At 66.2% G+C, this 25,883-nt stretch carries 26 protein-coding genes; 11 read left to right on the top strand and 15 right to left on the bottom strand.

Annotated features, from left to right (window positions below; all coding sequences use genetic code 11):
• Positions 1–18: 18 nt before the first annotated feature.
• The 4 genes from C8J39_RS15120 (at position 19) to C8J39_RS15105 (ending at position 2,882) form a co-directional block, all read left to right on the top strand.
• Entirely contained in the window at positions 19–768 is a 750-nt protein-coding gene (locus C8J39_RS15120; protein ID WP_120301187.1) for a Bax inhibitor-1/YccA family protein, read from the top strand.
• 88 nt (positions 769–856) lie between these two features.
• Complete coding sequence (locus tag C8J39_RS15115; RefSeq protein WP_120301186.1) at positions 857–1,648, top strand: transglutaminase family protein; 792 nt, start codon at positions 857–859, stop codon at positions 1,646–1,648.
• Between the two features lie 143 nt (positions 1,649–1,791).
• Positions 1,792–2,091, top strand: a complete 300-nt coding sequence (locus tag C8J39_RS15110) for a hypothetical protein (RefSeq protein ID WP_056051272.1) — start codon at positions 1,792–1,794, stop codon at positions 2,089–2,091.
• 236 nt (positions 2,092–2,327) lie between these two features.
• Positions 2,328–2,882 carry a hypothetical protein gene (locus C8J39_RS15105; RefSeq protein ID WP_056065323.1) on the top strand — a complete coding sequence of 185 codons (555 nt, stop codon included), beginning with the start codon at positions 2,328–2,330 and terminating at the stop codon, positions 2,880–2,882.
• Between the two features lie 51 nt (positions 2,883–2,933).
• Here C8J39_RS15105 and C8J39_RS15100 read toward each other — a convergent pair whose 3' ends face one another.
• From C8J39_RS15100 to C8J39_RS15060, 9 genes are all read right to left on the bottom strand, one after another.
• The gene (locus tag C8J39_RS15100) at positions 2,934–3,662 is read right to left on the bottom strand and encodes an extensin family protein (RefSeq protein ID WP_120301185.1); all 729 of its coding nucleotides are present in this window, start codon (positions 3,660–3,662) and stop codon (positions 2,934–2,936) included.
• A 1-nt stretch (position 3,663) separates the two neighbouring features.
• The gene (locus C8J39_RS15095) at positions 3,664–4,425 is read right to left on the bottom strand and encodes an NUDIX domain-containing protein (protein ID WP_120301184.1); all 762 of its coding nucleotides are present in this window, start codon (positions 4,423–4,425) and stop codon (positions 3,664–3,666) included.
• Positions 4,426–4,597: 172 nt separating this feature from the next.
• The gene (locus C8J39_RS15090; RefSeq protein ID WP_259457563.1) at positions 4,598–5,569 is read right to left on the bottom strand and encodes an FAD:protein FMN transferase; all 972 of its coding nucleotides are present in this window, start codon (positions 5,567–5,569) and stop codon (positions 4,598–4,600) included.
• 24 nt (positions 5,570–5,593) lie between these two features.
• Positions 5,594–6,433, bottom strand: a complete 840-nt coding sequence (locus C8J39_RS15085; RefSeq protein WP_120301183.1) for a DUF4198 domain-containing protein — start codon at positions 6,431–6,433, stop codon at positions 5,594–5,596.
• A gap of 10 nt (positions 6,434–6,443) precedes the next feature.
• Positions 6,444–6,938 (bottom strand): DUF2271 domain-containing protein, encoded by a 495-nt coding sequence (locus C8J39_RS15080; protein ID WP_165895251.1) that lies wholly within the window; start codon positions 6,936–6,938, stop codon positions 6,444–6,446.
• Positions 6,939–6,949: 11 nt separating this feature from the next.
• Positions 6,950–7,606 (bottom strand): PepSY-associated TM helix domain-containing protein, encoded by a 657-nt coding sequence (locus tag C8J39_RS15075; protein WP_243650146.1) that lies wholly within the window; start codon positions 7,604–7,606, stop codon positions 6,950–6,952.
• Positions 7,607–7,711: 105 nt separating this feature from the next.
• The gene (locus tag C8J39_RS15070) at positions 7,712–8,479 is read right to left on the bottom strand and encodes an SDR family oxidoreductase (RefSeq protein WP_120301181.1); all 768 of its coding nucleotides are present in this window, start codon (positions 8,477–8,479) and stop codon (positions 7,712–7,714) included.
• 75 nt (positions 8,480–8,554) lie between these two features.
• Positions 8,555–9,748: an MFS transporter gene (locus C8J39_RS15065; RefSeq protein WP_120301180.1), complete on the bottom strand. Its 1,194-nt coding sequence runs from the start codon at positions 9,746–9,748 to the stop codon at positions 8,555–8,557.
• 11 nt (positions 9,749–9,759) lie between these two features.
• On the bottom strand, positions 9,760–10,794 hold the full coding sequence (locus C8J39_RS15060) for an aldo/keto reductase (protein ID WP_120301179.1): 1,035 nt from the start codon (positions 10,792–10,794) through the stop codon (positions 9,760–9,762).
• 87 nt (positions 10,795–10,881) lie between these two features.
• Between C8J39_RS15060 and C8J39_RS15055 the strand changes: the two genes are divergently transcribed.
• On the top strand, positions 10,882–11,790 hold the full coding sequence (locus C8J39_RS15055) for a LysR family transcriptional regulator (protein WP_120301178.1): 909 nt from the start codon (positions 10,882–10,884) through the stop codon (positions 11,788–11,790).
• A 12-nt stretch (positions 11,791–11,802) separates the two neighbouring features.
• Here the strand turns inward: C8J39_RS15055 and C8J39_RS15050 are convergent, their stop codons facing one another.
• The 3 genes from C8J39_RS15050 to C8J39_RS15040 all read right to left on the bottom strand — a co-directional run bounded on the left by C8J39_RS15050 (position 11,803) and on the right by C8J39_RS15040 (position 13,715).
• Entirely contained in the window at positions 11,803–12,222 is a 420-nt protein-coding gene (locus C8J39_RS15050) for a lysozyme inhibitor LprI family protein (protein WP_259457562.1), read from the bottom strand.
• Positions 12,223–12,300: 78 nt separating this feature from the next.
• Positions 12,301–12,558, bottom strand: a complete 258-nt coding sequence (locus C8J39_RS15045; protein ID WP_056065305.1) for a hypothetical protein — start codon at positions 12,556–12,558, stop codon at positions 12,301–12,303.
• A 218-nt stretch (positions 12,559–12,776) separates the two neighbouring features.
• Positions 12,777–13,715 (bottom strand): Gfo/Idh/MocA family protein, encoded by a 939-nt coding sequence (locus tag C8J39_RS15040; protein WP_120301176.1) that lies wholly within the window; start codon positions 13,713–13,715, stop codon positions 12,777–12,779.
• A gap of 145 nt (positions 13,716–13,860) precedes the next feature.
• Between C8J39_RS15040 and C8J39_RS15035 the strand changes: the two genes are divergently transcribed.
• Complete coding sequence (locus tag C8J39_RS15035; protein ID WP_120301175.1) at positions 13,861–14,214, top strand: lysozyme inhibitor LprI family protein; 354 nt, start codon at positions 13,861–13,863, stop codon at positions 14,212–14,214.
• A gap of 145 nt (positions 14,215–14,359) precedes the next feature.
• Here the strand turns inward: C8J39_RS15035 and C8J39_RS15030 are convergent, their stop codons facing one another.
• Positions 14,360–16,183, bottom strand: a complete 1,824-nt coding sequence (locus C8J39_RS15030; RefSeq protein ID WP_183038012.1) for a diguanylate cyclase — start codon at positions 16,181–16,183, stop codon at positions 14,360–14,362.
• 289 nt (positions 16,184–16,472) lie between these two features.
• On the opposite strand from C8J39_RS15030, the gene C8J39_RS15025 reads away from it, so the two are divergent.
• The 3 genes from C8J39_RS15025 to C8J39_RS15015 are packed head-to-tail and all read left to right on the top strand — an operon-like array spanning position 16,473 to position 19,485.
• Positions 16,473–17,771: an Hsp70 family protein gene (locus C8J39_RS15025; RefSeq protein ID WP_120301174.1), complete on the top strand. Its 1,299-nt coding sequence runs from the start codon at positions 16,473–16,475 to the stop codon at positions 17,769–17,771.
• Positions 17,768–18,430 (top strand): spermidine synthase, encoded by a 663-nt coding sequence (locus tag C8J39_RS15020; RefSeq protein WP_120301173.1) that lies wholly within the window; start codon positions 17,768–17,770, stop codon positions 18,428–18,430. Before C8J39_RS15025 ends, C8J39_RS15020 begins: the two co-directional genes overlap by 4 nt.
• Positions 18,409–19,485, top strand: coding sequence for an AbrB family transcriptional regulator (locus tag C8J39_RS15015; protein WP_120301172.1), 1,077 nt, complete (start codon positions 18,409–18,411; stop codon positions 19,483–19,485). Before C8J39_RS15020 ends, C8J39_RS15015 begins: the two co-directional genes overlap by 22 nt.
• 94 nt (positions 19,486–19,579) lie before the next feature.
• On the opposite strand, the gene C8J39_RS15010 is transcribed toward C8J39_RS15015, so the two are convergent.
• Together C8J39_RS15010 and C8J39_RS15005 are read right to left on the bottom strand one after the other, a co-directional pair.
• A complete protein-coding gene (locus C8J39_RS15010) occupies positions 19,580–20,917 on the bottom strand; it encodes a sigma-54 dependent transcriptional regulator (protein ID WP_120301171.1) in 1,338 nt (445 codons plus the stop codon).
• On the bottom strand, positions 20,914–22,698 hold the full coding sequence (locus C8J39_RS15005) for an ATP-binding protein (protein ID WP_207896980.1): 1,785 nt from the start codon (positions 22,696–22,698) through the stop codon (positions 20,914–20,916). The genes C8J39_RS15010 and C8J39_RS15005 overlap by 4 nt, the downstream gene beginning before the upstream one ends.
• 207 nt (positions 22,699–22,905) lie before the next feature.
• Between C8J39_RS15005 and C8J39_RS15000 the strand changes: the two genes are divergently transcribed.
• Together C8J39_RS15000 and C8J39_RS14995 are read left to right on the top strand one after the other, a co-directional pair.
• Complete coding sequence (locus C8J39_RS15000; RefSeq protein ID WP_259457561.1) at positions 22,906–24,246, top strand: dicarboxylate/amino acid:cation symporter; 1,341 nt, start codon at positions 22,906–22,908, stop codon at positions 24,244–24,246.
• A gap of 51 nt (positions 24,247–24,297) precedes the next feature.
• On the top strand, positions 24,298–25,836 hold the full coding sequence (locus tag C8J39_RS14995; RefSeq protein WP_243650140.1) for an alginate export family protein: 1,539 nt from the start codon (positions 24,298–24,300) through the stop codon (positions 25,834–25,836).
• The last annotated feature ends 47 nt before the right edge of the window (positions 25,837–25,883 follow it).

Below are 25,883 nucleotides of genomic sequence, written 5' to 3'. Positions count from 1 at the left end.
AAAGGAGCTGATTTCACAATGGCTAATTGGTCTGACCCCCGGCCCCGCGCCGCGCCGTTCGGAACGACGGCCACGGGCCAGCGTACCGAGGCCTATGACGCTGGTCTCCGGTCGTACATGCTCTCCGTGTATAACTACATGGGCTCGGCTGTCTTGCTGACGGGCATCGTCGCGATGCTGTTCGCATGGGGCGGCGCAGAGTCGCCCGCCGCTCAGGTGTTCATGAGCGGCGGCATCCTGAAGTATGTCATCATGTTCTCGCCGCTCGCGATCGTGTTCGGCATCAGCTTCGGCCAGAACCGGATGTCGACCGGCACGATGCAGATGCTGTTCTGGGGCTTTGCCGTCCTGATGGGCCTGTCAATGTCGACCATCTTCCTGGTCTATAGCGGCACATCGATCGCGGGTGCGTTCTTCGCCACCGCAGCTGGTTTCGCGGGTCTCAGCCTGTACGGCTACACCACCAAGCGCGACCTGTCGGCGTTCGGGACGTTCCTGATCATCGGCGTCGTCGGTCTGCTGGTCGCGAGCCTGATCAACATGTTCCTGCAGTCGGGCGTGATGCAGCTGGTCATCAGCGGTGTCGGTGTGCTGCTGTTCGCGGGCCTCACCGCCTACGACACGCAGCGCACCAAGAGCCTGTACGCGCAGGTTGCCGGGACGGACATGGTCGGCAAGGTCGTCATCATGTCGGCGCTGAGCCTGTACCTCGACTTCATCAACATGTTCATGTTCGTGCTGCGTCTGTTTGGTAGCAGCCGCAACTAACTCCCGCTAAGGGTGTGACGAACGCAGGGCTCGGCGGGACACCGCCGGGCCCTTTTCTTTTGGCTTCGGGACAGGAATGGGACGCGCAATGCGGCTCTCGATCGACGTGCGTCTGGATTACGGGATCACGGGGGACGCCGATGTGCTCCTCCAGATCGAAGCGGCGGCAATGGCCGACCAGACGATCGAGTCCGAGTCCCTCACCTTGTGGTCGGACAGTCCGATCCGGGCGGTGCGCGGCGAGGACGGGATCGGGCAACGTTGCTGGTCGCGCGGACATGGGCGGTTCACGGCCGAGTATAAGGCCATCGTCGCCGTAAATCGCGAGCGGGTGCAGCTCGAGCTGTATCCGGCGACGCCGCCGCGAATGCTCGATGGCGAGCTGACGCCGTATCTTATGCCGAGCCGCTATTGTCCCTCGGACCGGTTCGAGGGCTTCGTCGCGCGCGAGTTCGGCGGGCTGGAAGGCGGTCCGCTGGCGGCGGCGCTGACCGAGTGGGTTTATCAGTCGCTCGACTATCGCTGTGGATCGAGCAGCGGCGAGACGACCGCGCTCGATACGTTCGCATCGCGTTCGGGGGTGTGTCGGGATTATTCGCATCTGCTGGTGTCGCTCGCGCGGGCGGGCGGGATCCCGGCTCGGTGCGTCTCGGCCTATGCGCCGGGGGTCGATCCGCCCGACTTCCATGCGGTCGCGGAGCTGTGGCTGGCAGGCGACTGGCGGTTGATCGATGCGACGAAGATGGCGACGTGCAGCGATATCGCGCGCGTCTGCGTCGGGCGCGATGCGACGGATATCGCGTTCATGACAGTGTTCGGGCAGGCGTATCTGTGGGAGCAGACGGTGAAGGTCACGCCGCTCGACACTCCGTCATCCTGACGAAAGTCAGGACCCAGGGTCACAAGCGCTTCCCCCGGTACCCTGGGTCCTGACTTTCGTCAGGATGACGGTTGTGGGCCTGGGCAGGAACGGTCCGCCTGTTCAACCGTTGGTCATCGCTAAGATTAAAAAGGGACGTCGCAATGACCGACATAGACAAGAGCGCGCTGGATAGCCTGTCCGTAGCGCCCGACGACAAGGATGCCGAGGGCAAGAGCTCGGGGCGCGATCCGCGTCAGGAAGCGGGCCAGGACAAGTCGATCGGCAAGCGCCTGCAGAAGAACCCGGACAGCGCCGACGCGCGTCTCGACAACGGGCTCGATGAGTCGATGGACGGCAGCGATCCGATTTCGGCGACGCAGCCGGGGTCGGGCACCGAGCCGGCGAAGTCGTCGGGCTATGACGAGGATGCCGAGCGGGCGCTGCGCGAAAAGCAGGCGTAACCCTCGCATCTGCTCAACGAACGGGCGTCGGTCGGCAACGACCGGCGCTTTTTTGTTGCCTAAACGCCTCGCAAGACGATCAAATCGCTTAGTTTCGTTCGGTTCGTCGCAGCCTTGTTGCAGCGCAACAGCTTTCATGGTCGCTTGGTGTTACGGAAAGATGACGCGCGATAGGGTCGTTGTTAACCATCCGAGCGCATAGTCTGCCGGTTCCTTGACGAGAGCGGGGTGACGACATGGCTTCCAGAATGAAACCGGCACAGGGGTCGATGACCCTCGCCGAGATGAAGGAATTCGCGGCTTTTCCGAGTTCGACGCAGCGGTATATCCGGCGTTCGCTCGACGTGGGCCTGGACCGCGAGGATGCGATGCAGCGCTGGTCGCGCGATGTGGTAGAGGCTGCAAGCATCCGGGCGCAGGCGCGGCTGTACAACAATCTTCCCGATCTGCGCGCGATGGTGCCGGACGATAGTGGGCTCGACGCGATCGAGCCGTTCCTGGCGCCGTTGATGACGCTGGTTGCGTTCGACCTGGGGCAGGGACGGCTCACGAGTTTCTCGGCGTTGCGGTTCCTGTACGAGCGGTTGATCGGCGCTGAGGTTCGGCCTTGGCTGCCATCGGCGTTCTGCGCGGCGGCGGCGCTGCCGCACCTGCATCCGGAACTGCGGCGGAAGCTACTCCAGTCGATCAGCGAGGCGGCGGCGACCGCGTCGGGCTGGTCGAACCGGCAGCCGGCTTTCTTTCCGTATTGGGTCGAGAAGGTGGACTCGGGGACGACCTTGGCGAGCTGACCCCTCCTGATCCTCCCCCTTGCGGGGGAGGATAAGTGCTCTCTCGCCAAACTACCGGCACGCGCGCCAGCCGGTGGCGCCGCGGTTCGCTTGGTCGAGATGCAGGTGGTCTGCGTGCGCGGCGTTGTAGTCGGGGGACAGCGTCGTCGCGAACAGCTTGCACGCACCGTCGCGGACGTCGCGGAGGAACGCGGCTTTGGGATCGTCGCCTTTCCAGTCTCGCGCTACGGTGATGCGGGTGCCATCGGTCAGGCGGAATCCGGCGATGTCGACCGCGTCGGCGGTTGAGTGTTCGCTCCAGTTGCTCGAATGGCTGCCGGCGATGCGGCGGCAACTATAGCTGCCGAAATGATCGATCGTCGCGACGCGTGCGCCGAAGTGACGTTCGGCGGCAGGCTGGACGATGTTCCATTCCCACATCGCCAGCGCCGCGGCAACCGGACAGGCGACGCCCAACCCGACAGGTGCGAAGGCGATCTTTCGAGCACCGCCGGTCAGGCGCACGCCGTCTGCATAGCCGCATTGCCCCTCGCCCTTGCGTGGCGGCAGGACGGTGTAGCGGACGCCGGCGCGGTCGAGCAGCGCGCGGCATTGCGGAAAGTCTTCGGTCAGCGCAGTGAGCTTGCGGCCCGTGAACAGTCCAATCGGCTGGCCGAGATCGAGCGGCGCCCAAGGCACGTCCTGCGGCCGTCCGCGCAGGCTCGCCCACAGCATCAGCGCCAGCGTCGCGGTGACGACCAGCGCGACTAGCCACCCGATCGTCCTCCGCACCGCGCGCATGTCAGCCGCGCACCGCGTCCGACATCGGCTCCGAGGTTATCGGATAACCGAGGTCGTCGGGGATGCAGAGATGCTCGACGCCGTCGCGTATCTCGGTCCACGGCGTGACGGTGCGGATCGGATGCGCGCGGGCGTCAGCGACCGCAGCGTCGAAATCGGCGAACTGCGCGATACGTTCGAGATTGCGGCGGGTCGGGAAGATGATCGTCGCGCGGCCGGCGTCGGTCTCGGTAAGAATGTACGCGGCGGTGGCCCAGAACAGGCGGACGTTTTCGGTCTCGTCGACCCGCGCCGCAGGGGCCTCGGCGGGCAGGCGGGCGAGATAGAAGCGCGTGTCGAAGATGCGCGCATGGGCGTGTGCTGGCCGCCAGCGGGCGAAATACTCGAGCGTTTCGAGGTCGAGGGATGTGCCTGCTTCCGCCAATGCTTCGCCGAACGCGGTTCCGGCGTGAAGGGCGGCGCGCAACTGCTCGAAGGCATGGATGGAGGGCATCGGGGAGAGGCCGATCGGCAGGCCGGCCTCCTCTATCGTCTCGCGGATCGCGGCGACGCGCGCAGCGGTTTCGTCGCCGGGTGAGCCTAGTACGGCCGCCAGTGCATGATCGCCGGGATCGACGCGGCCGCCAGGGAATACCAGTGCGCCGCCCGCGAACGCCATCGCCTTGGCACGCTCGACCATCAGCAGTTCCGGGGGACCGGCCGGCGTGTCGCGGAAGATGACGAGCGTCGCGGCGGGGATGGCGGGGGGAAGCGCGTCGGTCATTGGCTTTGGTAACGCGCGACGGCGGGATCGGGTAGCGTCGTGGGGGTGAAGTCACTCGGAGGTGGGGCGTGTGCAATCCGACGTAGTTAGGCTTTGTTCTCCCGCGAAGGCGGGAGTCCAGTCTGGGTCCCCGCCTTCGCGGGGAAACTGGGAGACGCTCGGTTGTAAGCTGTCAGTCTGCGAGCATGGCGGCGAGTGCGGGGGTTAGGTATTCGCACGTGGTGCCGCCGATTTCGGTGATGAGGCGAGCGGCGATGCCGTGATTTCGCGCAAGGTCGAAGCCGTCCGGGCCGAGCACGGTGAGTGCGGTCGCCCAGGCGTCGGCGTCGAGCGCGGTCTCGTGGATGACGCTGGCGGAGACGACGCCGGTGTCGATCGGGCGTCCGGTGCGTGGATCTAGCGTGTGGGCGCCGCGACGGTAGTCGCCGGAGGTCGCCACCGCTTGGCCGTGCAGCGCGATCCTGAGCGGGAGGAGTGTCAGGCCGGGCGGGCTTTCGAGGTCGACCCACCAGGGATCGCCGTCCGGCTTGATCCCGCGACCGACGAGTTCGCCACCGATCTCGACCAGTGCGTTCGCGATACCGGCGTCGTGAAGCAGGTCCGCGATGGCGTCGACCGCGTGGCCCTTGGCGATCCCCGACAGGTCCAGCGCGGTGCCGCCGGGTTGGCGGAGGTGCGCGCCGGTGGGGGCGAACGACAGTCGGGACCAGCCCGATGTCGCGCGCGCCGTCTCGATTTCGGCAGCGCTTGGGGGGCAGGCGACGGGGACGGGGCCGAAACCCCAGGCATCGATGAGCCTGCCGATCGTCGGATCGAACGCGCCGCCGGTTATCTCGGCGATCGCGAGGCCGCGCGTCATGACATGTGCGAAGTCGGGTGGCAGCGTCGTCCAGGTGCCGCTCGGCGACCGGTTGAAGCGGTACAGGAGCGAGTTCTGTGCCCAATGGCTCATCTCGGCGACGAGCCCGGCCAGCCGCGCGGTGATCGCCGCGCGTATCGACGACGGATCGGTGCCGGCGGGCGCGGCGAAGCGCACGCTCCACGACGTCCCCATCGTCTCGCCGTGCAGATCGAGCACCACCGCCGACGGATCGCGCGCCGCGAACGCCGCGGCGTCGATCGTCGGCGGCAACGCGATCCTCATGCCGCCAAACTCATGCCGAACGCCTCAGGGGGTGAGCACTTCGAGCGTCGTGACGTAGCTCATCCGCCGTTCGGTTGCCCGCGGCGAAGTCGCTTTGGCGTCGGTGAGCGTCGCGTTGAGCCAGTACATCCCGGCGGTCGGCCACGAGACGCTCAACACGCCGTCCGCACCAGTGGTCAGTTCGCGCGCGCCCTCTTCATTGTGGTAACGCTTGCCGCCTGGAATCACTGTCACCTTCAACCCCGCAGCGGGTTTGCCGTCGACCAGGAAGCGGAACTTGGCGGTTTCGCCCGCGACCAGTTCGTCGGGATGCGTAATCGGCGCGAACTCGAGGCCCTTGCCGGTCGGCTTGAAGACGGTGGTGGTCGGCGCGCCCGCGGTCACGAAGATCTCGTTGCGGCCCGACACCTCGGTGACCTTAACGTCGGTCGCGTTGGCGGGGATGTCGGCGACGGTCAGCGGGGCGGGGGCGTTCGGCTGCGGCGGACCGCGACGACCGCCGAGGCGCTTCTCGACGCCATCGACCTTGAAGCTGCCCATGACGGCGGACATCTGCGTGCCGATCTTCCACGTGCCGGGCTTGTCGAGCTTCACGTCGAACACCGAGCGATAGCGCCCGGTCGCGCCGTTCTGCAGTGCGCCTTCGCTGCCGTCGGGCTGCCAGACCTTCATGCCGTCGAGGCGGAGCGGCTGGTGATCGAAGAAGAACAGGTCGTTCGAAACGGCGGCGTCGACCGTCACCCAGCCATCGGTGCCCGAGAACACCGTGGCCGACGGCAACAGCCACATGCGGTGCGCCGACAGTGCGGCGGGGATCGACAACAGCGCGGCGGCGGCCATCAGGCGTGCAACAAAAGGCTTCATGCTGTGATCCTTAGCGGGCGGAGATGGCGACGGCGCCGAGCTCGGTCTTGCCCGTGGTGCGGGCTCCGGCGGTAAGCGGTACGGAGACGAGTTCGCGACCACCGGTCTCGCGCGCAGCCTCGACGTTGAGGACATACTGACCGGGTTTGACGTCGTTGGGCAGGGGGATGGTGTACTGGCCCGGCGTCCGCGTCGCGCCGCTGATGCCGTCGGCGGGCATCGTCATGCTCCGGCCGCCCTTGCGCCACCACGCGCGAAGGTCTGCGAGCCATTTGGTACCGGGATCGTTGCCGCGCTTCTTGAGATCATACCAGACCGCCAGCGTCCGCGGCGCGCCCCCACCGACCGGTTCCAGCCATACCGCGACATAGGGGCGGTGATATTCGGCGACGTCGAGCCGCGGGATCGTGATCGTCACGGCACCGGGCGGCGCTGCAACCGCAGGCGACAACAGGGCAGGCGCGGTGATCGCCCCGCCGAGCAACAGGAACGCGGTAGGACGCATGGCGAAACCCCTCAATGGATGAACAGGATGGCGAGCAAGACGGGAAGCGCGAGCCCGGCGGCGACGATCGGCCAGGTCGAAGGCCGGTGCCGCGCGTGGAGTTGCAGCAACAGGAGGCCGGTAAGCGTGAACAGGATGCACGCGCCGGCGAAGACGTCGATGAACCAGAACCACGCCGCGCCCGCGTTGCGACCCTTGTGCAGGTCGTTCAGATACGAGATCCAGCCGCGATCGGTGGTTTCGGCGGTGATCGCGCCGGTCGCGCGCGCGATGGTGACCCAGCCGTCGCCGCCGGGGCGGGGCAAGGCGACATAGGCGTCGCTATCGGACCATTCGACGGGCTTGCCGGCGGGATCGAGCCCGACCGCGTTCGCGACCGCCTTGGCAACGGGAACGGGGAGCGGCGCGTCGGCGGTATGCGGTGCGCTCAGCATGTGGAGCAGCGAGCGCGGTAACGTGCCGCTTTTCTCCACGACGACCGGTTTGGCACCGATCGATGCCGCGTGATTGAGCGTGATGCCGGTGATCGCGAACAACAGCATCGCGGTCAGCGACAGCGCCGCGCTGATCCAGTGCCAGCTGTGCAATTGCTTGAGCCACCAGCTTCGCCATTTGCGTTTGCGCTTGGCGATCGTCGCGGGCGACGGGGAAGTTTGGGACGCGTTCACGCTGATCCGCCTATCGGCTCGCAACAGGCAGATCAAGGCTATTGAGAATAGTTAGCAGAAAAGGCGGGTAGTGCCTCGACGTTTCGTACGTCGAGGCACCAGCGATCAGCCCCCGCGGCGCGCGCGTTCGGCCATTTCGTTCAACTGCACGACGGCTTCCGGAAAGCGATGATCGGCTTCGGCATTGCGCAACGGCCGAACACGTTCGACGAGTATCTCGTTAGGCGTGGGCTGCTGCGTCCAGAGAGCCATGACCTCATCCGCAAACGCCTCCAGCGGCATATAGCCGGGACGCGTTTCCTGCCCGGGGGTAAGGCCGGTCTGCACGCCGGGGGGCGCGATCTCGATCACCTCGACCTTGCCCTCCAGGACGCGACGCAGGGACACGGTGTAGGAATGGATCGCCGCCTTGGTCGCCGAATACGTGGGGGCGGCGGTCAGCGGGACATAGGCGAGCCCGGACGTCAGGTTGACGATCGTGCCGCCGGACTGTGCAGCAAGATGATCGACCAGCGCGTTGGTCAGCCGGATCGGACCCAGCAGATTGGTGACGATCGTCGCCTCCGCGTCGGTCAGATCACGGCGGGTCGCGGCGTCCTCCAGCTTCATGATGCCGGCATTGTTGACTAGCACGTTGAGCGCGGGATGTTCGGCGACGAGGCGATGCGCGAAGTCTTCGATCGCGGCGGGATCGTCGATGTCGAGCGTCATCGCGCTCATGTTTTCCCGCCCTGTGATCGCCTCGTCGAGCGCTTCCTGACGTCGACCGGCAACGATCACCGCGTTGCCCGCATCGTGGAGACGGTGCGCCAGCGCGGCGCCGATACCCGACCCGCCGCCGGTGATGAGGATGGTGTTGCCGGTTGGATTCATGCCGCGTCTCCTGATGATAGCGGCCGTACAACGCAGGCGATGCGCGTTCGGTCCCCATCGGTCAGGGGTCGGCTTTTACATAACCTCGACCGGACTCGCCGAAGCTGAATGGCGTTGATCGCGTACGGTATTCCGGCGAACGCTGACGATCACCGCGACGAGGCCAAGCGCCGACGAGACGGCACCCGCCATCGCCACCGCCGGATACCCGAACCCTGCCGCGATCACGCCGCCGCCGACCGCTGCGCCGATCGCATTGCCGAGGTTGAACGCGCCGATGTTCATGGCGGATGCAAGGTTGGGCGCGTCCGCCGCGGCATGCATGACGCGGATCTGCAGCGGCGGAACGAGCGCGAAACTCGCAATACCCCAGAGGAAGATGAGGATCGCGGTCGGAATCTTGAATGGCATCAGCAGTGCAAACACGATCAGGATCGTCGTCAGGGAGGCGAGCGTGATGATCAACGTCTTGTCGACCGAGCGATCCGCGAAACGGCCGCCGAGCCAGTTGCCGAGCGTCAGCCCCAGGCCGTAGATCACCAGCATCGCGGTGATGTAGCCGAGCGAGGCGTGAGTCACTTCGCGCAAGATCGGCGTGATGTAGGTGAACACGGTGAACATCGCGCTCGCGCCCACCACGGTCAGGCCAAGCGCGCCGAGCACGGGGCCCCGCGTCAGTACGCGCAGTTCCGCCATCGCATCGCTGCCCTCGGGCGCGGGCAAAGCCGGCAGAGTCAGCCGCAGCGCCGCCATCGTCGCCACGCCGAATGCCGATATGCCCCAGAACGACGCGCGCCAGCCGAGATGGTCGCCTGCCCAGGTCGCGAGCGGCACGCCGACGACGTTCGCGATCGTCAGCCCCATGAACATCGCCGCCACCGCGCCCGCGCGTCGTTCCGCCGGCACGAGGCTGGCCGCGACGATCGACCCGACGCCGAAGAACGCGCCGTGGTTGAACGAGGTCAGGATCCGCGCGGCCATCAGCATGCCGTAGCCGGTCGATACCGCCGCGAGCAGGTTGCCGATGGTGAAGATACCGGCAAGTGCGATCAGCAACGTCCGCCGCGGCACCCGCCCGGTGGTCAACGTCATCAATGGCGCACCAATGACGACGCCGAGCGCATAGGCGCTGATCAGCAATCCCGCGGTCGGGATCGACACGCCAAGATCGGTCGCGATGACGGGCAGCAGCCCCATCGGCGCAAATTCGGTCACGCCGATGCCGAACGCGCCGACGGCCAGGGCCAGCAGGCCGGGATTGAGCTTCATGATGTCGTTCCTCAGACCAGCGCAGGGTTCAGCCGGGCGAAACCCTCTTGCTGGCGATAGGGCGTATGGGGGTAGGGTGGCAGCATGTCGCTGGCCGCATCGAGCACAGCGACCTGTGGGGCCGTCAGTTCCCAGCCGACGGCCCCCAGATTGTCGCGCAACTGGGCTTCGTTGCGTGCGCCGATGATCACGGACGACACGGTCGGGCGGCGCAACAGCCAGTTGATCGCGACTTGCGGCACGGTCTTGCCCGTTTCCGCCGCGACCGCCTCGAGCGCGTCGATCACGCGGTAGAGGTGTTCGGCCTCGACTGGCGGTGCGAACTGTTCGGTGTCGTGCAGGCGGCTGCCCGCGGGGATCGGCCGGTCGCGCCCGATCTTGCCGGTCAGGCGACCCCAGCCAAGCGGGCTCCACACCAGCGCGCCGACCCCCTGGTCCGCGCCGACCGGCATCAGGTCCGCCTCGTACGCCCGGCCGATCAGCGAGTAATAGACCTGGTGCGCGACGAGCCGCGGCGAGCCGTGGCGGTCGGCGATGCCTTGCGCCTTCATGACCTGCCAACCGGGATAGTTGGACACGCCCGCATAGCGGATCTTGCCCGCAGCGATCAGCGTGTCGAGCGTGCCCATCACCTCCTCGGTCGGGGTCGAGGCATCGAAGGCGTGAAGCTGGAGCAGGTCGACGTAATCGGTGCCTAACCGCCGCAACGAATCCTCGACCGCGCGGATCAGCCGCGACCGCGACGCGCCCCAATCCTGAGGACCGTCACCCATCGGCAGGCCGGTCTTGGTCGAGATCAACACCCGGTCGCGCCGCCCCCTGATCGCCGCGCCGAGCACGGACTCCGAGGCACCGTTCGAATAGACGTCGGCGGTGTCGAACAATGTCACGCCCGCTTCCAGGCAGACATCGACCAGCCGCCGTGCTTCGGTCTCGTCGCTGCGTCCCCACGCGCCGAACAACGGCCCCGTGCCGCCGAAGGTCGCGGTGCCGAAGCTCAACACGGGAACGCGCAAGCCCGATGATCCCAATTGCCGATAGTCCATGTGCGTATCCCCAATGTTCGCGTTGGTGCATAGATGGACGGTATGGTGCCCCCTTATTAGACGATGTGACGGCGAAGGATTTGTGACGTGGACGCAAAGATCGGGATAGGCGCCGACCGGGCTCGTGCGCTGGAAATCTTCGCGACGGTGATGCGCGAGGGCAGTTTCTCGGGCGCTTGGCGCGCGCTGGGGCTGACGCCATCGGCGGTGGCGCGGTCGATCGACCGGATCGAGGCGCGGCTTGGCGTGCGGTTGCTGCTACGCTCGACGCGGGCCCTGACGCCGACCGTCGAGGGGCAGGTCTATCTGCAGACCGCGCGGCGGATCCTCGCCGACCTGGACGACGCGGAGCAGCAGATCGCCGATCAAGGCGCGCCGCGCGGGCGGCTGCGGATCAGCGCCGCGCTATCGCATGGGCGGTTGTGCATCGTGCCTCTGCTGGGCGAGTTCGCGCGTTCGTACCCGCATATCCTGGTCGATTTCGCACTGACCGATACGCTCGTCGATGTCGCGGGCGGGCAGGCGGACGTCGCGGTGCGCTTCGGTCCGCTGGCGGACAGCCTGCTGACCGCGCGCAAACTGGGCGAAAGCGGCCGCGTCATCGTCGCGGCGCCCGACTATCTCGCACGGTGCGGGACGCCGATGGTCCCCGAAGACCTGCACGCGCATAATTGCCTGAACTTCAACTTTCGCCGCGTCGAACCGGTTTGGCCATTCCGCCGCGACGGGCAGGATATGGCGTTATCGGTGAGGGGCAATATCGAGGCGAACAACGGCGAGACGTTGGGTCAACTCGCATGTGCAGCGGTCGGGATCGCGCGTGTCGGGGCTTTCAGCGTCGTCGACGACATCGCCGCGGGACGGCTCGTGCCCGTACTCGAGGACTTCAATCCAGGCGATGTCGAGCAGATCCACGCGGTGTTCGTCGGCGGCACGAACACGCCGGCGCGCGTGCGCGTGTTCGTCGACTTCCTTGTTGCCCGACTTGCCAGTTAAGCGATCGGACGGTCAGCGCTCGATCGAGAGTATGCGCGCATAGCCTTCCAGTTGCAGCGCGCGGTCTCGCGTCAGGATTGTCCCGGCGGCCGCCTCCATCGGGACGTACATCGTGCCGCTGCGGGTGGCGTAGATAGCAGTTCGCGCCCTGTCCTCGGCATCCCGGAAGGTGATCCAGGCCCTTTGCGATTGGCGCAGGGATTGCGCCGCCGGGGCGGGGAGCCGCCGCAACAGGGCCGCGTACGCAAGGTTCAGGCGCCGATCATCGTCGCGCAGCGCTTCGGTCTCGCATTCGGTCTGGCCGGCGGTGGAGGCGTTGGCTTCGCGCTCCAGGCAACGCGCCAAGCTGGTGCCGGTAGGATCACCCGACGGCATTGCGGCAAGGTCGGCGGGCGATGCCAGCAGCGTCAGGAGAAGCCATGCGCGGGTCATCGGTTCGCCTCGATGCGGGTCGATCCGCGGCAATCTGTTCGGTAGAAAAATGGGCCGGTGTTACCCGACCCATTTCACTTAGTTGCTGTCGGAGTTGTTGTCGTCTTCATGGTCGACGATCAGGTACGTCACACCAGCGACGATGCCGACGCCGATGATCAGCGGAACAATGCTCACGCCAGTGAGATTGCTTGCCTTCTTCGACGACGTGCCTGCACGAACCGGCGACGCGACCGAGAGCGACTGTGCCGAATTGGCGACAGGCGCGGCGCTGGCCGCAACTGGCAGGGCAGTCATGGCGACGGCGGACGCGCCGAGAATCAATGTTTTAATCATAAGTCACTCTTCTCATGGAACAGCCGTTTCGGCTGCGGGGCACCAACGATTCCAGGCCGAGTGGGTTCCTGATGATAACACGTCCGGATCGGACGGATAATTGTATCGGTTATTGATGCGGACTAGTTGCTTGCGATGAGGAGGATTCGACGCTCAAATCCAACCGATTTGGTTTTGAGATACTTGACGCGTATTTCTCAAGTGCCTCGGATGATGTTCTAATTAGCTGAAATATTTGTATAAGACGGTCGGTCCAGTGATGCTTGCGCATTCGCATGCGCGGTGATGGCTTCGCAGAGCGCGTGTGTCGCTAGAATGTCTGCGGCCGGGGTGGTGCGGCCCGCGCGCACTGCCGCAAGGAAGTCCGCGCACATCGCTTCGAATCCGCGCTGCCGTCCGACGGAGGTCCAGTCACCACGCCGGTGGTGGCACTCCGTGCCTGCCGAGCGCACCAGTTCCGACATGTTCCGCACCGACTGCCGCACGCCGTTGCCAATCACGTCCAGTCGTTCCTCGTCCAGCCCGCTATCCCGGTGCATCGTGCCAATGGCCGTAAAGCCGTCGCCGGCCAGCATCAGCGTCACCGCCTTGAGCACTCCATGCTCGACATGAGTCTCGATGGTGCGGCGTTCCACTGGGGCAGGCGCCAGAAACAGCAGCGTGTCGATGACATGGATGAAGTCGTCGAAGACCACTTTGCGCGGGGTGTCGGCCTGGCGGTGACGGTGCTTTTCCATGACGATCAAGCTTGGGCCGGTACCACGAAGCGCCGCGTAGCCCGGGGCAAACCGGCGGTTGAACCCTACCGTCAGCAACGTTTTCTGGCGTTCGGCCAGCGCCACAAGCTGTTGGGTTTCGGCAAGATTATCGGCGAGCGGCTTGTCGACGAAGGTGGGGATACGCCGCTCCAGCAACAGTCGAACGAGCGCCGGATGCGCACCGGTCGCGGCGTGAATGAAGGCCGCGTCGAAGGTCGCCGCCGCCAATGCATGCTCTACGCTGGCATGAAGGTGAGGCACGCGGAACGAACGTCCGGCTTCACGGAGAACCCGCTGGTCGCGTGTCGCCAGATGCAGCTCCAGTTCGGGGTTGGCCGCCAGCACCGGCAAATATCCCTTGTGAGCGATGTCGCCCAATCCCGTCACCAACACGCGCATCGCGATCTCCGAACTGTCATTCCGGTGCGCTAGATACCGCAATCGCGCGTCGTGCCGATACGTGGCTTCGCGTGGCTGACGATTTACGCAGCCGCCACAGAACCGACCCGGGTTTGCGACGTTGGACTGGGAAAGGAGACCTGAAATGCTGATCCTAGCGCTTGCCCTCACCCTAGCCGGCTCGCCCGATCTCGACCGCTGCCTCAACACCGGGGAGGCCGCACAAGGTATCACCCCAGCGATGGCGGCCTGTTTCGGCGCGGATTACAAGCGGGCCGATGGGCGACTGAACAGGACCTATGCCGCCACCATGAAACGGTTGCCGTCTGCGCGTCGCGCCGCATTGCGCACGTCGCAGCGCGCCTGGATCAAGCAGCGCGACGCTGCCTGCCCGCTCGATCAAGGCGACGGCGTAGGCACGATCGAACGCCTGAACCATCCCGCCTGCCTGACCAAGCAGACCGATCGGCGTACCGCGTGGCTTGCGCGCTACCGCTGATGTGATTCCTGCCGCAGCCGATTGGAGGCGGGGCGGGGTCGGAGAAGGTCTGCAGCCCGGTGAGATCCTCTATCCGTGCAATCCGGTTCTCAATGCGACGCTGTTCCAGTCGACGGCGCGCCGGGACCGGTCCGAACGACCCGGATTAAGCCGCGAGCATGCTGATGGTGGCGCGGTTGCGGCCGTCACGCTTGGATTGATACAATGCCATGTCCGCCGCCTGGATGAGCGTCGCGCCGTCCCGGTCCATGGCGTCGGACCAGGTCGCGATGCCGAACGACATGCTGGTCGAGCCCAGCGTGCGGTTGCCGTGTCGGACCGCCAGTTCCGCAATGGCGCGCCGCACGGTCTCGACGCGACCGGCAAGCGCTTCCGCCGTCGTGCCCGGCGCGATGATCGTGAACTCCTCGCCGCCGAAGCGGCAGATGACATCGCCGTCGCGGAACCGACTGCGCATCTCCGCCGCGACCATCTGCAGCACCGAGTCGCCGGCATCGTGGCCGAACTCGTCGTTGAACCGCTTGAAATGATCGATGTCGCACATGACGAGGCTGAGCGGAGTTCCCGCGCGCGAGGATCGGGCGATCTCCAGCTTGAGCGTTTCTTCCATGTAGCGACGATTGAACAGGCTGGTGAGCGGATCGCGGATCGTCTGCTCGCGCAGCGATCGCTGCAAGCGGTGGTTGACCAGCGCGGATGCGATGTTCTCGGTCAGCACGTTCATCCGGAAGCGGTTCTCGGCTCCGATCCTGCCCTGGAGATAGAGCACGCCGATGACCTCGCCGCCCGCGAGCAGGGGTTCGCAATGATACACCTCGTTCTCCGCGACATGCCCGCAGACGATCTCTCGGCTGGGGTCTTCGACGGAGTGGCTCTGGCCGCGACGCAGCGCCCAGCACCGCTCTGGCGCAAAGCCTTCGATCGGCACGGTGATGCCGCCCCAGCTCGCGACGGGGGCAAGGCAATTGCGCGAGTTGTTGTGCGCGTACAGGGCACCGGGAATGTCGGGGAGCACCTGCGGTACGAACACCCGGATGATCTGCGCCAATTCGTCGTCGGTGCGCGCGGCCTGCATGCGATGCGCCATGCCGCCGAGCAGTTCGATCACCTCGCCGCGTTCGCGAAGCGACTTCGTGTTCTGCTCGAGTTCGGTGTTGACGATCTGCAATTGCCGCTCGCTGGTGCCCTGGTCTGCGACGGCACCCCTTAATCGGTCGGCCATCGCATTGTAGCCTACGGCAAGGCGGGTAAATTCGCGCGATCCCATCGCAGTATCGATGCGGGCGTCCTGTTCGCCGCTGCCTAGCGCGGTCATCGCTCGCATCATGGTCGCCAGCGGGCGGCGGATCGCCCGAACGAGCAGTGCAAAGCTGCCGACGACGACGAGGGCGACGGCGATCGCGCCGAGTATCGCCAGTCTCTTGCCGCTTTCCAGCCGCTGAACCGCCGCGTCCTGCCGCGTGGACTGGAGCGCGCGTTCCTCGTCGAGAAAGCCCTGTGCGCGCACGCTGATCGCATCCATCAGTTCGCGGCCGCGGCCACTCGCGATGACCGCGACCGCGCCGGAAAAATCACCCCGGCGGGCAAGATTCAACGGTTGCAGCAAAATAGCGGAGCGCTCCTTCATCAGCACCGCGATCTCCTGCGCCCTTGCATGCTGAAGCGGATTGTCGTCGGTCTGTTCTACGACTCGGGCGATGGTTCGGGCAGCGCTATCCACACGTTCGGCGTACGACCGAGCATAGGCTGGATCGCGCGTGATGACGAAGCCACGCTGGCCGGATTCGGCCTCGCGCAGATCGCCCAGCGCCGCCTCGGTCGTCTCGATGATCCCGGCGGAATGCGCGGCCCAGTGAACGCTCTGGCTGGCCTGATACGACGCATCGGCGAGGAGCCCCGCCAAAGACGCCAACGCCAGGAGGACGATGAGTCCGATCGCGGTGATACGCGCTGTCAGCGATACGAACATCGCGGCATGCTTATCCCAAAGAGCTTAGCGTTTGGTTACGCTGCGAGGGGCCGGTCTTGTTTCGTCCGCGGGAAAAGGGGCGTGCCCGATAAAATCTGGGCGAACGGTTCGCTTGGAAAAGGGCAAACCGCTGGAGACCGACTCTCTAGCGGGCTTCCGCTGTGTGCGGTCATCCGGTCATAGATCAAAGCTCAACCAAACCCGCTCAACTGGTCCGCCGAAGCACGCGCGGGGTTGCCATCCCGCACCCCGCGTCGGCATAGGCGCGCGTTCATTGAGGGACGACGCGATGCAGACGGACGCTGGCGGCCCCGCTTTGGGGCTGGATTTCGGCACGACCAACAGCGTCGTGGCGCTGGGGACTCGCGGTGGTTCACCCGAGCTGGTGACCTTCGCAGCCCCCGCCGAGACGAGCCCGGTGTTCCGCTCGGCGCTGTGCTTCTGGCAGGACGACAGCGGCAAGGGGCTCGCGTCCGATGCGGGGCCGTGGGCGATCGCCGAGTATATGGAGTATCCGCTCGACAGCCGGTTCATCCAGTCGTTCAAGTCGGTCGCGGCGATGAAGACGTTCGAGCAGGCGTCGGTGTTCGACAAGCGCTATCGCTTCGAGGAGATGGGCCAGCTGTTTCTCGAAAAGCTGATTGCGCATTCGGGTGGCAAGCTCGACACGCGGCCGCACCGGATCGTCGTCGGCCGGCCGGTCGAATACGCTGGCGCGCGACCTGACGAGGCGCTCGCGCGCACACGCTATGACGCGATGTTCAAGGGCTTCGGGGCGGAGATCCATTACGTCTACGAACCGCTCGGTGCGGCGTATAGCTACGCCACGCGCCTGACTGAGCCGGCGACGATTCTCGTGGCGGATTTCGGGGGCGGTACTAGCGACTTTTCGGTGGTGCGCGTGGCCGAGCCGGGCGCGGCGCGGCGGTGTACGCCACTGGGTCATGCGGGCGTCGGGATCGCGGGCGACCGGTTCGATTACCGGATCCTCGACCGGCTGGTGCTGCCGATGCTGGGCAAGGGCGGTGCTTACAAGTCGTTCGGCAAGGAACTGGAGATTCCGCGCGCGTATTTTGCCGATTTCGCGGACTGGTCACGCCTCGCGTTGATGCGCAACCGCAAGACGATGACCGAGCTGGAACGGTTGCAGAAGACCGCCATCGACCCAGACGCGATCGGGCGGATGATCGCGGTGATCGAGAACGAACTCGGCTATCCGCTGTACGATGCGGTGGGGTCGCTCAAGCGTGCGCTGTCGAGCGGCGAGGATGCGCATTTCCACTTTGCGGGCGCAGGGCTCGAGATCGAGGCGGACGTGACGCGGGCGCAGTTCGAGGGGTGGATCGCCGATGACGTGGTGCGGATCGAGGCCGCGGTCGACCGGGCTTTGGAGGTGGCGAACGTCGGCGGCGGCGAGATCGACCGGGTGTTCCTGACTGGGGGATCGTCGCTGATCCCGCGTATCCGCCGGATCTTCGTCGAGCGGTTCGGCAAGGCGGCGATCATGAGCGGCGGCGAACTGACCTCGATCGCGCACGGACTGGCTTTGATCGGCGAGCAGGACGATATCGCGGCTTGGTCGGCATGATCCCTCGCGTGCTTCTCGGGACGGCGCAGGTGCCGGGCGGGGGTGAGCTTCGCTTGCTCCAGCGTGGTACCGAGTTTTCGATCATGCTCGGTGCGAACGAGTTGATGAACAGCCGGTTGAGCGGGTCGGAAGAGGCGCTGGCGGAGCAGGCGTGCGATCGGATCGGTGGGCGGCCGGGCGTGCGGATGCTGATCGGCGGGCTTGGGATGGGGTTTACCCTTCGCGCGGCGCTGGCTCGGCTTGGGCCTGACGCGGAGGTAGTTGTGGCGGAGATCGTGCCGGCGGTGATCGAATGGGCGCGCGGGCCTATGGCGGCGGTGCATGGCGACAGCCTGACCGATCCGCGGACGCGCATTTTCGAGGGCGATGTCGCCGCGGCGATCGCGGAGGGCGATTGGGACGCGATCCTGCTCGACGTCGACAACGGCCCGGACGGGATTTCTCGGCCGGGTAACGACCGGCTTTACGGGGCGCGTGGATTGTCTCTGGCGCGATCGGCTTTGCGGCCGGGTGGGGTGCTTGCCGTGTGGTCGTCGGCACCTAGCAAGCCATTTGCCATGCGCCTTGCCGAAGCGGGTTTCGCGGTCGACGAAGTGATCGCACGGGCGACGCGGAAGGGCGGCGCGCGGCACACGATATGGTTCGCTATCAGGGCATGATCTGGCGGTGGGCCGTCTTGATCGCGCTGTCGGCGGTGATTGCGGGGATGCTGGAGGTTGTTGGGCTGCCTGCGGGGTTGCTGCTCGGGCCGATGGTCGCGGCGGTCGTGCTGGCGGTGCGGGGGTGGTCGCTGAGCGTGCCGACTTCGGCGTTTCGGGGTGCGCAGGCTGCGGTCGGGACTTTGATTGCGGGGTCGATCACCACGGGGATCGTCGCGACGGTGGCGGATCACTGGCCGGTGTTCCTGATGGTCAATTTCGTCACGCTCGCGGCGAGCAGCGTGCTCGGGTATCTGCTCAGCCGGTGGCAGGTGCTTCCGGGGACTGTTGCGGTGTGGGGATCGACGCCGGGTGCTGCGAGCGCGATGGTGTTGATGGCGCAGGCTTACGGCGCGGACTCTCGGCTGGTGGCCGTGATGACCTACACGCGGGTCGTGAGCGTGGCGGTGGTCGCGTCGGTGCTGGCGGCGGTGATGGTCGGCGGTGGTAGCGGGCATCATGTTGCCGCAACGTGGTTCGCGTCCGTAGACCCGTTGGTCGTGCTGCGGACGATCGCGATTGCCGGGGTTGGTGCGAGTGTCGGTGTGGTGCTGAAGCTTCCCGCCGGCGCGCTGCTCGGGTCGCTGGTGGCGGGGGCGGCGCTCAACGTCACTGGCGTCGCGCAACCGGTGTTGCCGCAGTGGCTGCTGGCGATCAGCTATGCGGTGGTCGGGTGGCGGATCGGGTTGTCGTTCACGCGCGATACGCTGCGGGTGGCGGGGAAGGCTATGCCGCGGATCCTGTTGTCGGTGGCGCTGCTGATCGCGTTCTGCGGCGGGATCGCGGCGGCGTTGACGCGGTGGTGGGGGATCGATCCGGTTACCGCGTATCTGGCGACTAGCCCAGGTGGGATGGATTCGGTCGCGATCATTGCTGCGTCTAGCCCGGTCGATGTGCCGTTCGTGATGGCGCTTCAGGTGTTGCGGTTCCTGGGCGTGCTGCTGATCGGGCCACCGCTCGCGAAGTTCGTGGCGACGCGGCAGGGCGGGGTGCCGCCGCCGGTCATTCCGACTTAGCGCGATGGGGCCTCATATACCCCCGTCATCCTGACGAGAGTCAGGACCCAGGGTTACAGGGGGTAGCGGTCGTGGCTCTGGATCCTGACTTTCGTCAGGATGACGGGGGTGGTTTGGTCGGGCGGTACGCCTCGACGTCGATGTCGTGGCGCTTGAGCTTGTCGTAGAATGTCTTTCGCGGGATGCCGAGTGCGGCCAAGGCCGAGCGGACGTCGCCGCTGACCTGTTGGAGCACGGCGCGGATCGTCGCTTCCTCGAATTTGTCGACGCGGGCGGGGAGGGGGATGTCGCTGTCTTCGTCGACCGCCTCTTCCGCCTCTACGCGCAGCACCAGACGCTTGGCGAGATTGTCGAGTTCTCGGACGTTGCCGGGCCAGTCGTGCTGGCCGAGATACGCTAGCGTGGCGGTGTCGATCGTCGGGACCTCGCGGCCGAACCGTTCTGCCGCCTGGTGGAGCAAATGGCCGAACAACAGCGGAATGTCGTCGCGGCGTTCTCTGAGCGGCGGGATGCGCAGGCGGACCGCGTCGAGCCGGAACAGGAGATCCGCGCGGAACCGGCCTTCCTCGACCGCCTGTTCGAGGCCGGGTTTGGCGGCGGCGATCACGCGCAGGTCGAGCGCGCGGGGGAGGTCGCCGCCGACCGGCATCACCTCGCGCTCCTCCAGTACCCGGAGCAGTTTCGCCTGGAACGCGGGGAGCGTGCTCTCGATCTCGTCGAGGAACAAAGTGCCGCGGTTCGAGGCCTCGATCCGGCCGGTACGCGGCAGGCGGGAGTCGCCGTCGTGGCCGAACAGCTCGATCTCCGCGACAGCCTCGGGCAGCGCGGCGCAGTTGACCGCGACGAATGGGCGGGAGCGGCGGTTGCTCCAGCGGTGGAGTAGTACAGCGACAAGTTCCTTGCCGGTGCCGGTCTCGCCTTCGACCAGCACGTCGATGTCGGCCTGCGCGATCTGGCGCATCGTTTCGCGGAGGCGGACCATTACCGGGGTTTCGCCGATCAGCGGTTCGGCGCCGATCGTTTCCTCGGCGGCGGCGCGAAGACGGCGGTTGTCGAGGACGAGGCGGCGCATTTCGAGCGCCCGCCTGGCACCCGCAATCAAATGGTCCGTCGCGAAGGGTTTCGGGATGAAGTCGAACGCGCCGTTCTTGAGCGCGGCGACCGCCATCGCGACGTCGCCGTGGCCGGTCATCAGCAGCACGGGGATCTCGTGGTCGATCGCGGCGATCCGGCGAAAGAGTTCGAGCCCGTCCATCTTCGGCATGCGGATGTCGGACACCACCGCGCCGTCGAACCCGGCGGTCACGCGGGCGAGCGCGACGGTCGGGTCGCGCTCGGCGATCACCGCGATGCCGGCGAGTTCGAACGATTGCTCCAGCGCGCCGCGCAACACGTCGTCGTCGTCGACGAGCAGAACAGCTTGCTCGCTCATGCCTTTACCAGGATCATACGGAAAATGGCGCCTTCAGGTGCTGGGACGAGGTCGAGCGTGCCGCCGAACTCGGTCATGATGTCGCGCGCGATGCCGAGCCCGAGGCCGAGGCCGTCCTTCTTGCTCGTCGCGAACGGGGTGAAGAGGTGGTCGGCGATGTCGGTCTCGATACCGGGACCGTTGTCGGCGACGGTCAGCACGACGTCGCGGCCTTTACGCCCGACGGTGACGCTCACCCGGGCATCTCGCCGGTCGGCGACCGCGTCGAGCGCGTTCTGGAGGAGGTTGACCAGCACCTGTTCCAGGCGGACGCGGCCCGCGATCACCGTCAGTCGCGCTTCGGGACCGTTCGGCAGGTCGAGCGTCACGCCCTTGGCGCGGAAGCGGTCGCCGATCAGCAGGCGGACGCCGTCGATCGCCTCGTCGAGCGCCACCGGGCCGATCGATCCTGCGCCACGCCGTGCATAGCGCCTGAGCCCGGCGGTGATCGTCCCGATCCGGCTGGTCAGGTCGACGATCGACTGGAGATTGGTCGCCGCGCGCGCGGGTTCGCCGCGGTCGAGGAAGGCGGCGGCGTTGTCGGCGAAGGTGCGGATGGCGGCGACGGGCTGGTTGATCTCGTGCGCGACGCTGGCGGTGATCGTGCCGATCGACCCGACGCGGTTGGCGTGCGCGAGTTCCTCGCGCGCCTGGCGGAACCGCTGGTCGGACGCCTCGCGCTGCTCGACCTCGATCTGAAGGCGGTCGGCGGTGGCGCGGAGCTCGGCGGTGCGGCGCGCGACCTCCGCCTCCAGTTCCGCGCGCGCGCCGACGTTGCGCTTGCGCCGCTCGTACAGCCACCACGCGCCGAGCATCGCCGCGATCGTCAGCATCGCGGCGATCGCGGTGGCCCAGCGCGTGCGCGCGGCGGCGGTGCGCAGGGCAGCGTCGAGCGGCTCCATATGCACCAGCCGCCAGCCCGAGATCGGTACCGGCAATGACACCGTGATCGCAGGCGATCCGTCGGGCAGACGTGAAACCCCGTCGGCCAGCGTCAGTGGGGCGGGGGCCAGCGGCGACGTCCCGAACTGGCGCGTCTCGACCAGCGCAGCGCGACGCGAAGGCGAGAGCGGGCGGGTGGTGCGAAATTCGAGCTTCGGATCGCTGGAGATCAGGATGATGCCGTCGGGATCGGTGACGAAGGTCGCCATCCGGTCCTGGATCCACGCGCGCGCGATCTTTTCGAACTCGACCTTGACCACGACCACGCCGAGCGGTCGGCCGGCGCGGTCGATCCTTCGCGACAGGTATAGGCCCGGCCGCCCGCTGACGCTGCCGAGCGCGAAGAACTCGGTTGCGCCCGACGCCATCGCCTTGGTGAAATAGTCACGGAACCGGTAGTCGTGGCCGAGGAAGCTGTCGGGGCGGCCGGCGTTCGAGGCGGCGATCGTCATGCCCTGCGTATCGAGCGCGTAGATCACCGGTGCGCCGGTGCGTTCGGCCAGCAGCGCGAGCTTTGTGTTGAGCGCGGGGTCGACCTTGCCCGAAGCGAGTGCTGCCCGGACGTCGGGGTATTCGCCGAGCATGATCGGCAACAGGCGATAGGTCTGCAACTCTGCTTCGAGCAGGCGAAGGTTGCTGCGGGTCTGCTGGACCGCGCGCATCCGCACGCCCGCGCGCGCGTCTGCGGCGGCGCGCTGGCCGTAGATCGAGGCGACTCCCGCGACGATCGTGCCAAGCGCCGCGAACGCCATCAGCACCGTCAACGCCGTGACGAAAAGGGAGGATCGGAGTCGCGTCATTTTGTGCGGATTATCACACACCTAACAGCTGCGCCATTGATGAAACGCGACAATTCCCACACGTCCGAACAATGGGTATGCTGATAAATGGCTAAAAACCGACGTTTTAAGCGCTGAAGGGGCTGCTCTTGTAGTCCCCGGTTCGGCCCGGCATTACCGTCGCACATAACGTCCCGCGTGAGTGGACGAGAATACCAGGAGGCGATGTTGACCCTACCCACCCAGACATATGGCGTCGCGGAAACGCCCGCGCGGAAGCGCTGGAGCGGCCAGCTCTATATCCAAGTCCTGATCGCGATCGCACTCGGCGCGGCGCTCGGGCATTTCTATCCGACGTACGGCGCGGCGCTGAAGCCGCTCGGCGATGCGTTCATCAAGCTGGTGAAGATGATCATCGCCCCGGTGATCTTCCTGACGCTCGTCACCGGCATCGCGGGCATGAAGGAGCTCGGCTCGGTCGGCCGCGTCGCGGGCAAGGCGTTCGCCTACTTCCTGTTCTTCTCGACGCTGGCGCTGATCGTCGGGCTGATCGTCGCCAACGTCGTCCAGCCGGGCGCGGGGATGAACATCGACGCCGCCACGCTGGATACCAAGGGCATCGCGGACTATACCGTGAAGGCGCACGAGACGACGATCACCGGGTTCCTGATGAGCATCATCCCGGACACGATGGTCAGCGCGTTCACCGAGGGTAACATCCTCCAGATCCTGCTCGTCGCGATCCTGTTCGGCATTTCGCTGAGCCTGGTCGGCGAGCCTGCCAAGCCGGTGCTGAACTTCCTCGAGCGCCTCAGCCTGATCGTGTTCAAGCTGGTCGGCATCCTGATGCGCGCGGCCCCGCTGGGTGCGTTTGGCGCGATCGCGTTCACGATCGGCAAATACGGGATCGGCAGCCTTGCCAATCTCGGCGCGCTGGTCGCGACCTTCTACCTGACCGCCGCGCTGTTCGTGGTCGTCATCCTCGGCACGGTCGCGCGGCTGACCGGCTTCTCGATCTTCAAGCTGATCAAGTATCTGAAGGCCGAATTGCTACTGGTGCTCGGGACGTCGTCGTCGGAAGCCGCGCTGCCGAACCTGATCCAGAAGATGGAGGCGGCAGGCTGCGAGAAGTCGGTCGTCGGGCTGGTCGTGCCGACCGGCTATTCGTTCAACCTCGACGGCACCAACATCTACATGACGCTGGCGGCGCTGTTCATCGCGCAGGCAACCAACACGCACCTGACGCTTGGCCAGGAACTGTTGCTGCTGGTCGTCGCGATGATTTCGTCCAAGGGCGCGGCGGGTGTCACCGGCGCGGGCTTCATCACCCTGGCCGCGACGCTGTCGATCGTGCCGACCGTGCCGATCGCGGGCATGGCGCTGATCCTCGGCGTCGATCGCTTCATGAGCGAGTGCCGCAGTCTCACCAACTTCATCGGCAACGCGGTCGCGACGATTGTCGTCGCCCGCTGGGAGGGCGGTCTCGATCGCGACAAGCTGAACGCGGCGCTGTCGGGCAAGCTCCCCGAGTTCGTGCCTGCTCCCATCGCTGCCGTTCCTGCCCACTGACGCGTACGGGGCCGGTTCGCCGGTCCCGCGTCCTGTACCGGATATTTGCTTATGACCTCGATGACGATCCGCCGCATGGCGTATGCGGCCGGCTTTGCCGCGTCCGCGCTTTCGACCCTGGCCTTTTCGAGCGCGGCGATGGCGCAGGCCGAAGCGCCGCCCTCGCGACCGGCGAATGCCGGCGCGAAGGACGTGTCGAGCACCGCCGAAGCCTCGCCGATCGCCGAGAGCTATCCCAACGCCGCGATCGGCGACGGTACGACGACGGGTGGCTACAACCAGTCGCGGTGGGCGGAGGACTGGTCGAAGCTGCGCGATCCGAAGAAGCGCAAGGACATCGTCGAACAGTTGAAGTTCATCTCGATCGCGGGTGATGGCGACGTTTATCTGACGCTGTCGGGCGAGGCGCGGTTGCGCGTCAATGAGACGACCAACCCCAATCTGCGCGATGCCGAGGCACAGCGGCAGGACATTCTCCGCCTGTTCGGTGGCGCCGACCTGCATGTCGGTCAGCACCTTCGTTTCTACGGCGAGCTCGCGCATGGGACGCTGGAGGGGCAGAATCTCGGGACCGCGTTGCCGAACCTGCGCAACAAGCTGGCGGTGCAGCAGGCATTCGTCGACCTGACCGGGACGGTCGCCGATATCGATGTCGGCGTGCGCTATGGCCGCCAGACGTTTGCGGACGGTCCCAACCTGCTGGTCGTGCCGCGCGACAACAACACGTTGTTCTTCGGGTTCAACGGCTTCCGCGCCTGGGCGCGCACCGCTGGCGTCCGTGCCGACGTGTTCGATTTCAAGCCGACCGCGTATGGCAATGGCGGTACACAGGACGACAACGCGGAGAGCGCGCGGCGGTTCTCGGGCATCTCGACGGGCATCGTCGTGCCGGAGACGCTGTTCGGGGGCTCGAAGCTGTACGTCGATCCGTTCCTCTGGCGCCTGCGGAACCGCGCGGCGGTATGGGGCATGGAAAATGCGCGCGAAGTCCGTAATTTCTACGGCCTGCACGTCTGGGGCGATGCGGGGCCGGTCAATCTCGACTGGACGATCAATTACCAAGGCGGTTCGTACGACAACCGCTCGATCAAGGCGTGGCTGATCCTGCTGGCCCAGACCTACAAGCTCGGCAAGAGCAAGTCCGCGCCGCGCGTCGGTTTCCACGCGGACTATGCGAGTGGCGGCGGCGCGTACGGTAATGGCACGTTGCGCAACTCGTTGGCGCCGTTCGGCAACAACATCTATTATAGCTATCAGCTGTTCGCGACGCCGACCAACCTGGTCGCGCTGGCGCCCAACGTGACGTTCACGCCGTTCGGCAAGCTGCGCATGACCGCGGAATATCAGCGCTCGTGGCGCGATACGACGAGCGATGCGGTGTACCGCGCGAACGGCTCGGCGTTTGCCGGGACGCAGAATTTCGGGGGCAAGAAGATCGCCGATACGCTGCGGTTCCAGGCGGTGTACCCGTTCACCTCGCGGCTGTCGTTCACCGGGCGGTACGAGCATTTGATCGCGGGGCCTGCACTGACGAATGCGGGGTACAAGAACTCCGACTTCCTCGCCGGCTGGATCAGCTACCGGTTCTGAGACTGCTCCCCTCCCTGGAAGGGAGGGGCTGGGGGTGGGTTGGCTTC

Source organism: Sphingomonas sp. PP-CC-1A-547 (assembly GCF_003610375.1).
In the GTDB taxonomy this organism is placed as follows: Bacteria; Pseudomonadota; Alphaproteobacteria; order Sphingomonadales; family Sphingomonadaceae; genus Sphingomonas.
The sequence above is the reverse complement of the archived record's forward strand: the minus strand, read 5'-3'. Positions and strand labels throughout refer to the sequence as shown.

Bases quoted from the DNA above. Each gene is read 5' to 3' on its own strand.
- C8J39_RS15005 (WP_207896980.1), bottom strand. From the start codon at position 22,698: ATGACGCGACTCCGATCCTCCCTTTTCGTCACGGCGTTGACGGTGCTG.
- C8J39_RS15095 (WP_120301184.1), bottom strand. From the start codon at position 4,425: ATGACCGACGCGCTTCCCCCCGCCATCCCCGCCGCGACGCTCGTCATC.
- C8J39_RS15105 (WP_056065323.1), top strand. From the start codon at position 2,328: ATGGCTTCCAGAATGAAACCGGCACAGGGGTCGATGACCCTCGCCGAG.
- C8J39_RS15050 (WP_259457562.1), bottom strand. From the start codon at position 12,222: ATGACCCGCGCATGGCTTCTCCTGACGCTGCTGGCATCGCCCGCCGAC.
- C8J39_RS15020 (WP_120301173.1), top strand. From the start codon at position 17,768: ATGATCCCTCGCGTGCTTCTCGGGACGGCGCAGGTGCCGGGCGGGGGT.
- C8J39_RS15090 (WP_259457563.1), bottom strand. From the start codon at position 5,569: ATGAGGATCGCGTTGCCGCCGACGATCGACGCCGCGGCGTTCGCGGCG.
- C8J39_RS15015 (WP_120301172.1), top strand. From the start codon at position 18,409: ATGGTTCGCTATCAGGGCATGATCTGGCGGTGGGCCGTCTTGATCGCG.
- C8J39_RS15080 (WP_165895251.1), bottom strand. From the start codon at position 6,938: ATGCGTCCTACCGCGTTCCTGTTGCTCGGCGGGGCGATCACCGCGCCT.
- C8J39_RS15010 (WP_120301171.1), bottom strand. From the start codon at position 20,917: ATGAGCGAGCAAGCTGTTCTGCTCGTCGACGACGACGACGTGTTGCGC.
- C8J39_RS15085 (WP_120301183.1), bottom strand. From the start codon at position 6,433: ATGAAGCCTTTTGTTGCACGCCTGATGGCCGCCGCCGCGCTGTTGTCG.
- C8J39_RS15045 (WP_056065305.1), bottom strand. From the start codon at position 12,558: ATGATTAAAACATTGATTCTCGGCGCGTCCGCCGTCGCCATGACTGCC.
- C8J39_RS15115 (WP_120301186.1), top strand. From the start codon at position 857: ATGCGGCTCTCGATCGACGTGCGTCTGGATTACGGGATCACGGGGGAC.
- C8J39_RS15110 (WP_056051272.1), top strand. From the start codon at position 1,792: ATGACCGACATAGACAAGAGCGCGCTGGATAGCCTGTCCGTAGCGCCC.
- C8J39_RS15025 (WP_120301174.1), top strand. From the start codon at position 16,473: ATGCAGACGGACGCTGGCGGCCCCGCTTTGGGGCTGGATTTCGGCACG.
- C8J39_RS15120 (WP_120301187.1), top strand. From the start codon at position 19: ATGGCTAATTGGTCTGACCCCCGGCCCCGCGCCGCGCCGTTCGGAACG.
- C8J39_RS15040 (WP_120301176.1), bottom strand. From the start codon at position 13,715: ATGCGCGTGTTGGTGACGGGATTGGGCGACATCGCTCACAAGGGATAT.
- C8J39_RS15100 (WP_120301185.1), bottom strand. From the start codon at position 3,662: ATGCGCGCGGTGCGGAGGACGATCGGGTGGCTAGTCGCGCTGGTCGTC.
- C8J39_RS15060 (WP_120301179.1), bottom strand. From the start codon at position 10,794: ATGGACTATCGGCAATTGGGATCATCGGGCTTGCGCGTTCCCGTGTTG.
- C8J39_RS15065 (WP_120301180.1), bottom strand. From the start codon at position 9,748: ATGAAGCTCAATCCCGGCCTGCTGGCCCTGGCCGTCGGCGCGTTCGGC.
- C8J39_RS15035 (WP_120301175.1), top strand. From the start codon at position 13,861: ATGCTGATCCTAGCGCTTGCCCTCACCCTAGCCGGCTCGCCCGATCTC.
- C8J39_RS15070 (WP_120301181.1), bottom strand. From the start codon at position 8,479: ATGAATCCAACCGGCAACACCATCCTCATCACCGGCGGCGGGTCGGGT.
- C8J39_RS15030 (WP_183038012.1), bottom strand. From the start codon at position 16,183: ATGTTCGTATCGCTGACAGCGCGTATCACCGCGATCGGACTCATCGTC.
- C8J39_RS14995 (WP_243650140.1), top strand. From the start codon at position 24,298: ATGACCTCGATGACGATCCGCCGCATGGCGTATGCGGCCGGCTTTGCC.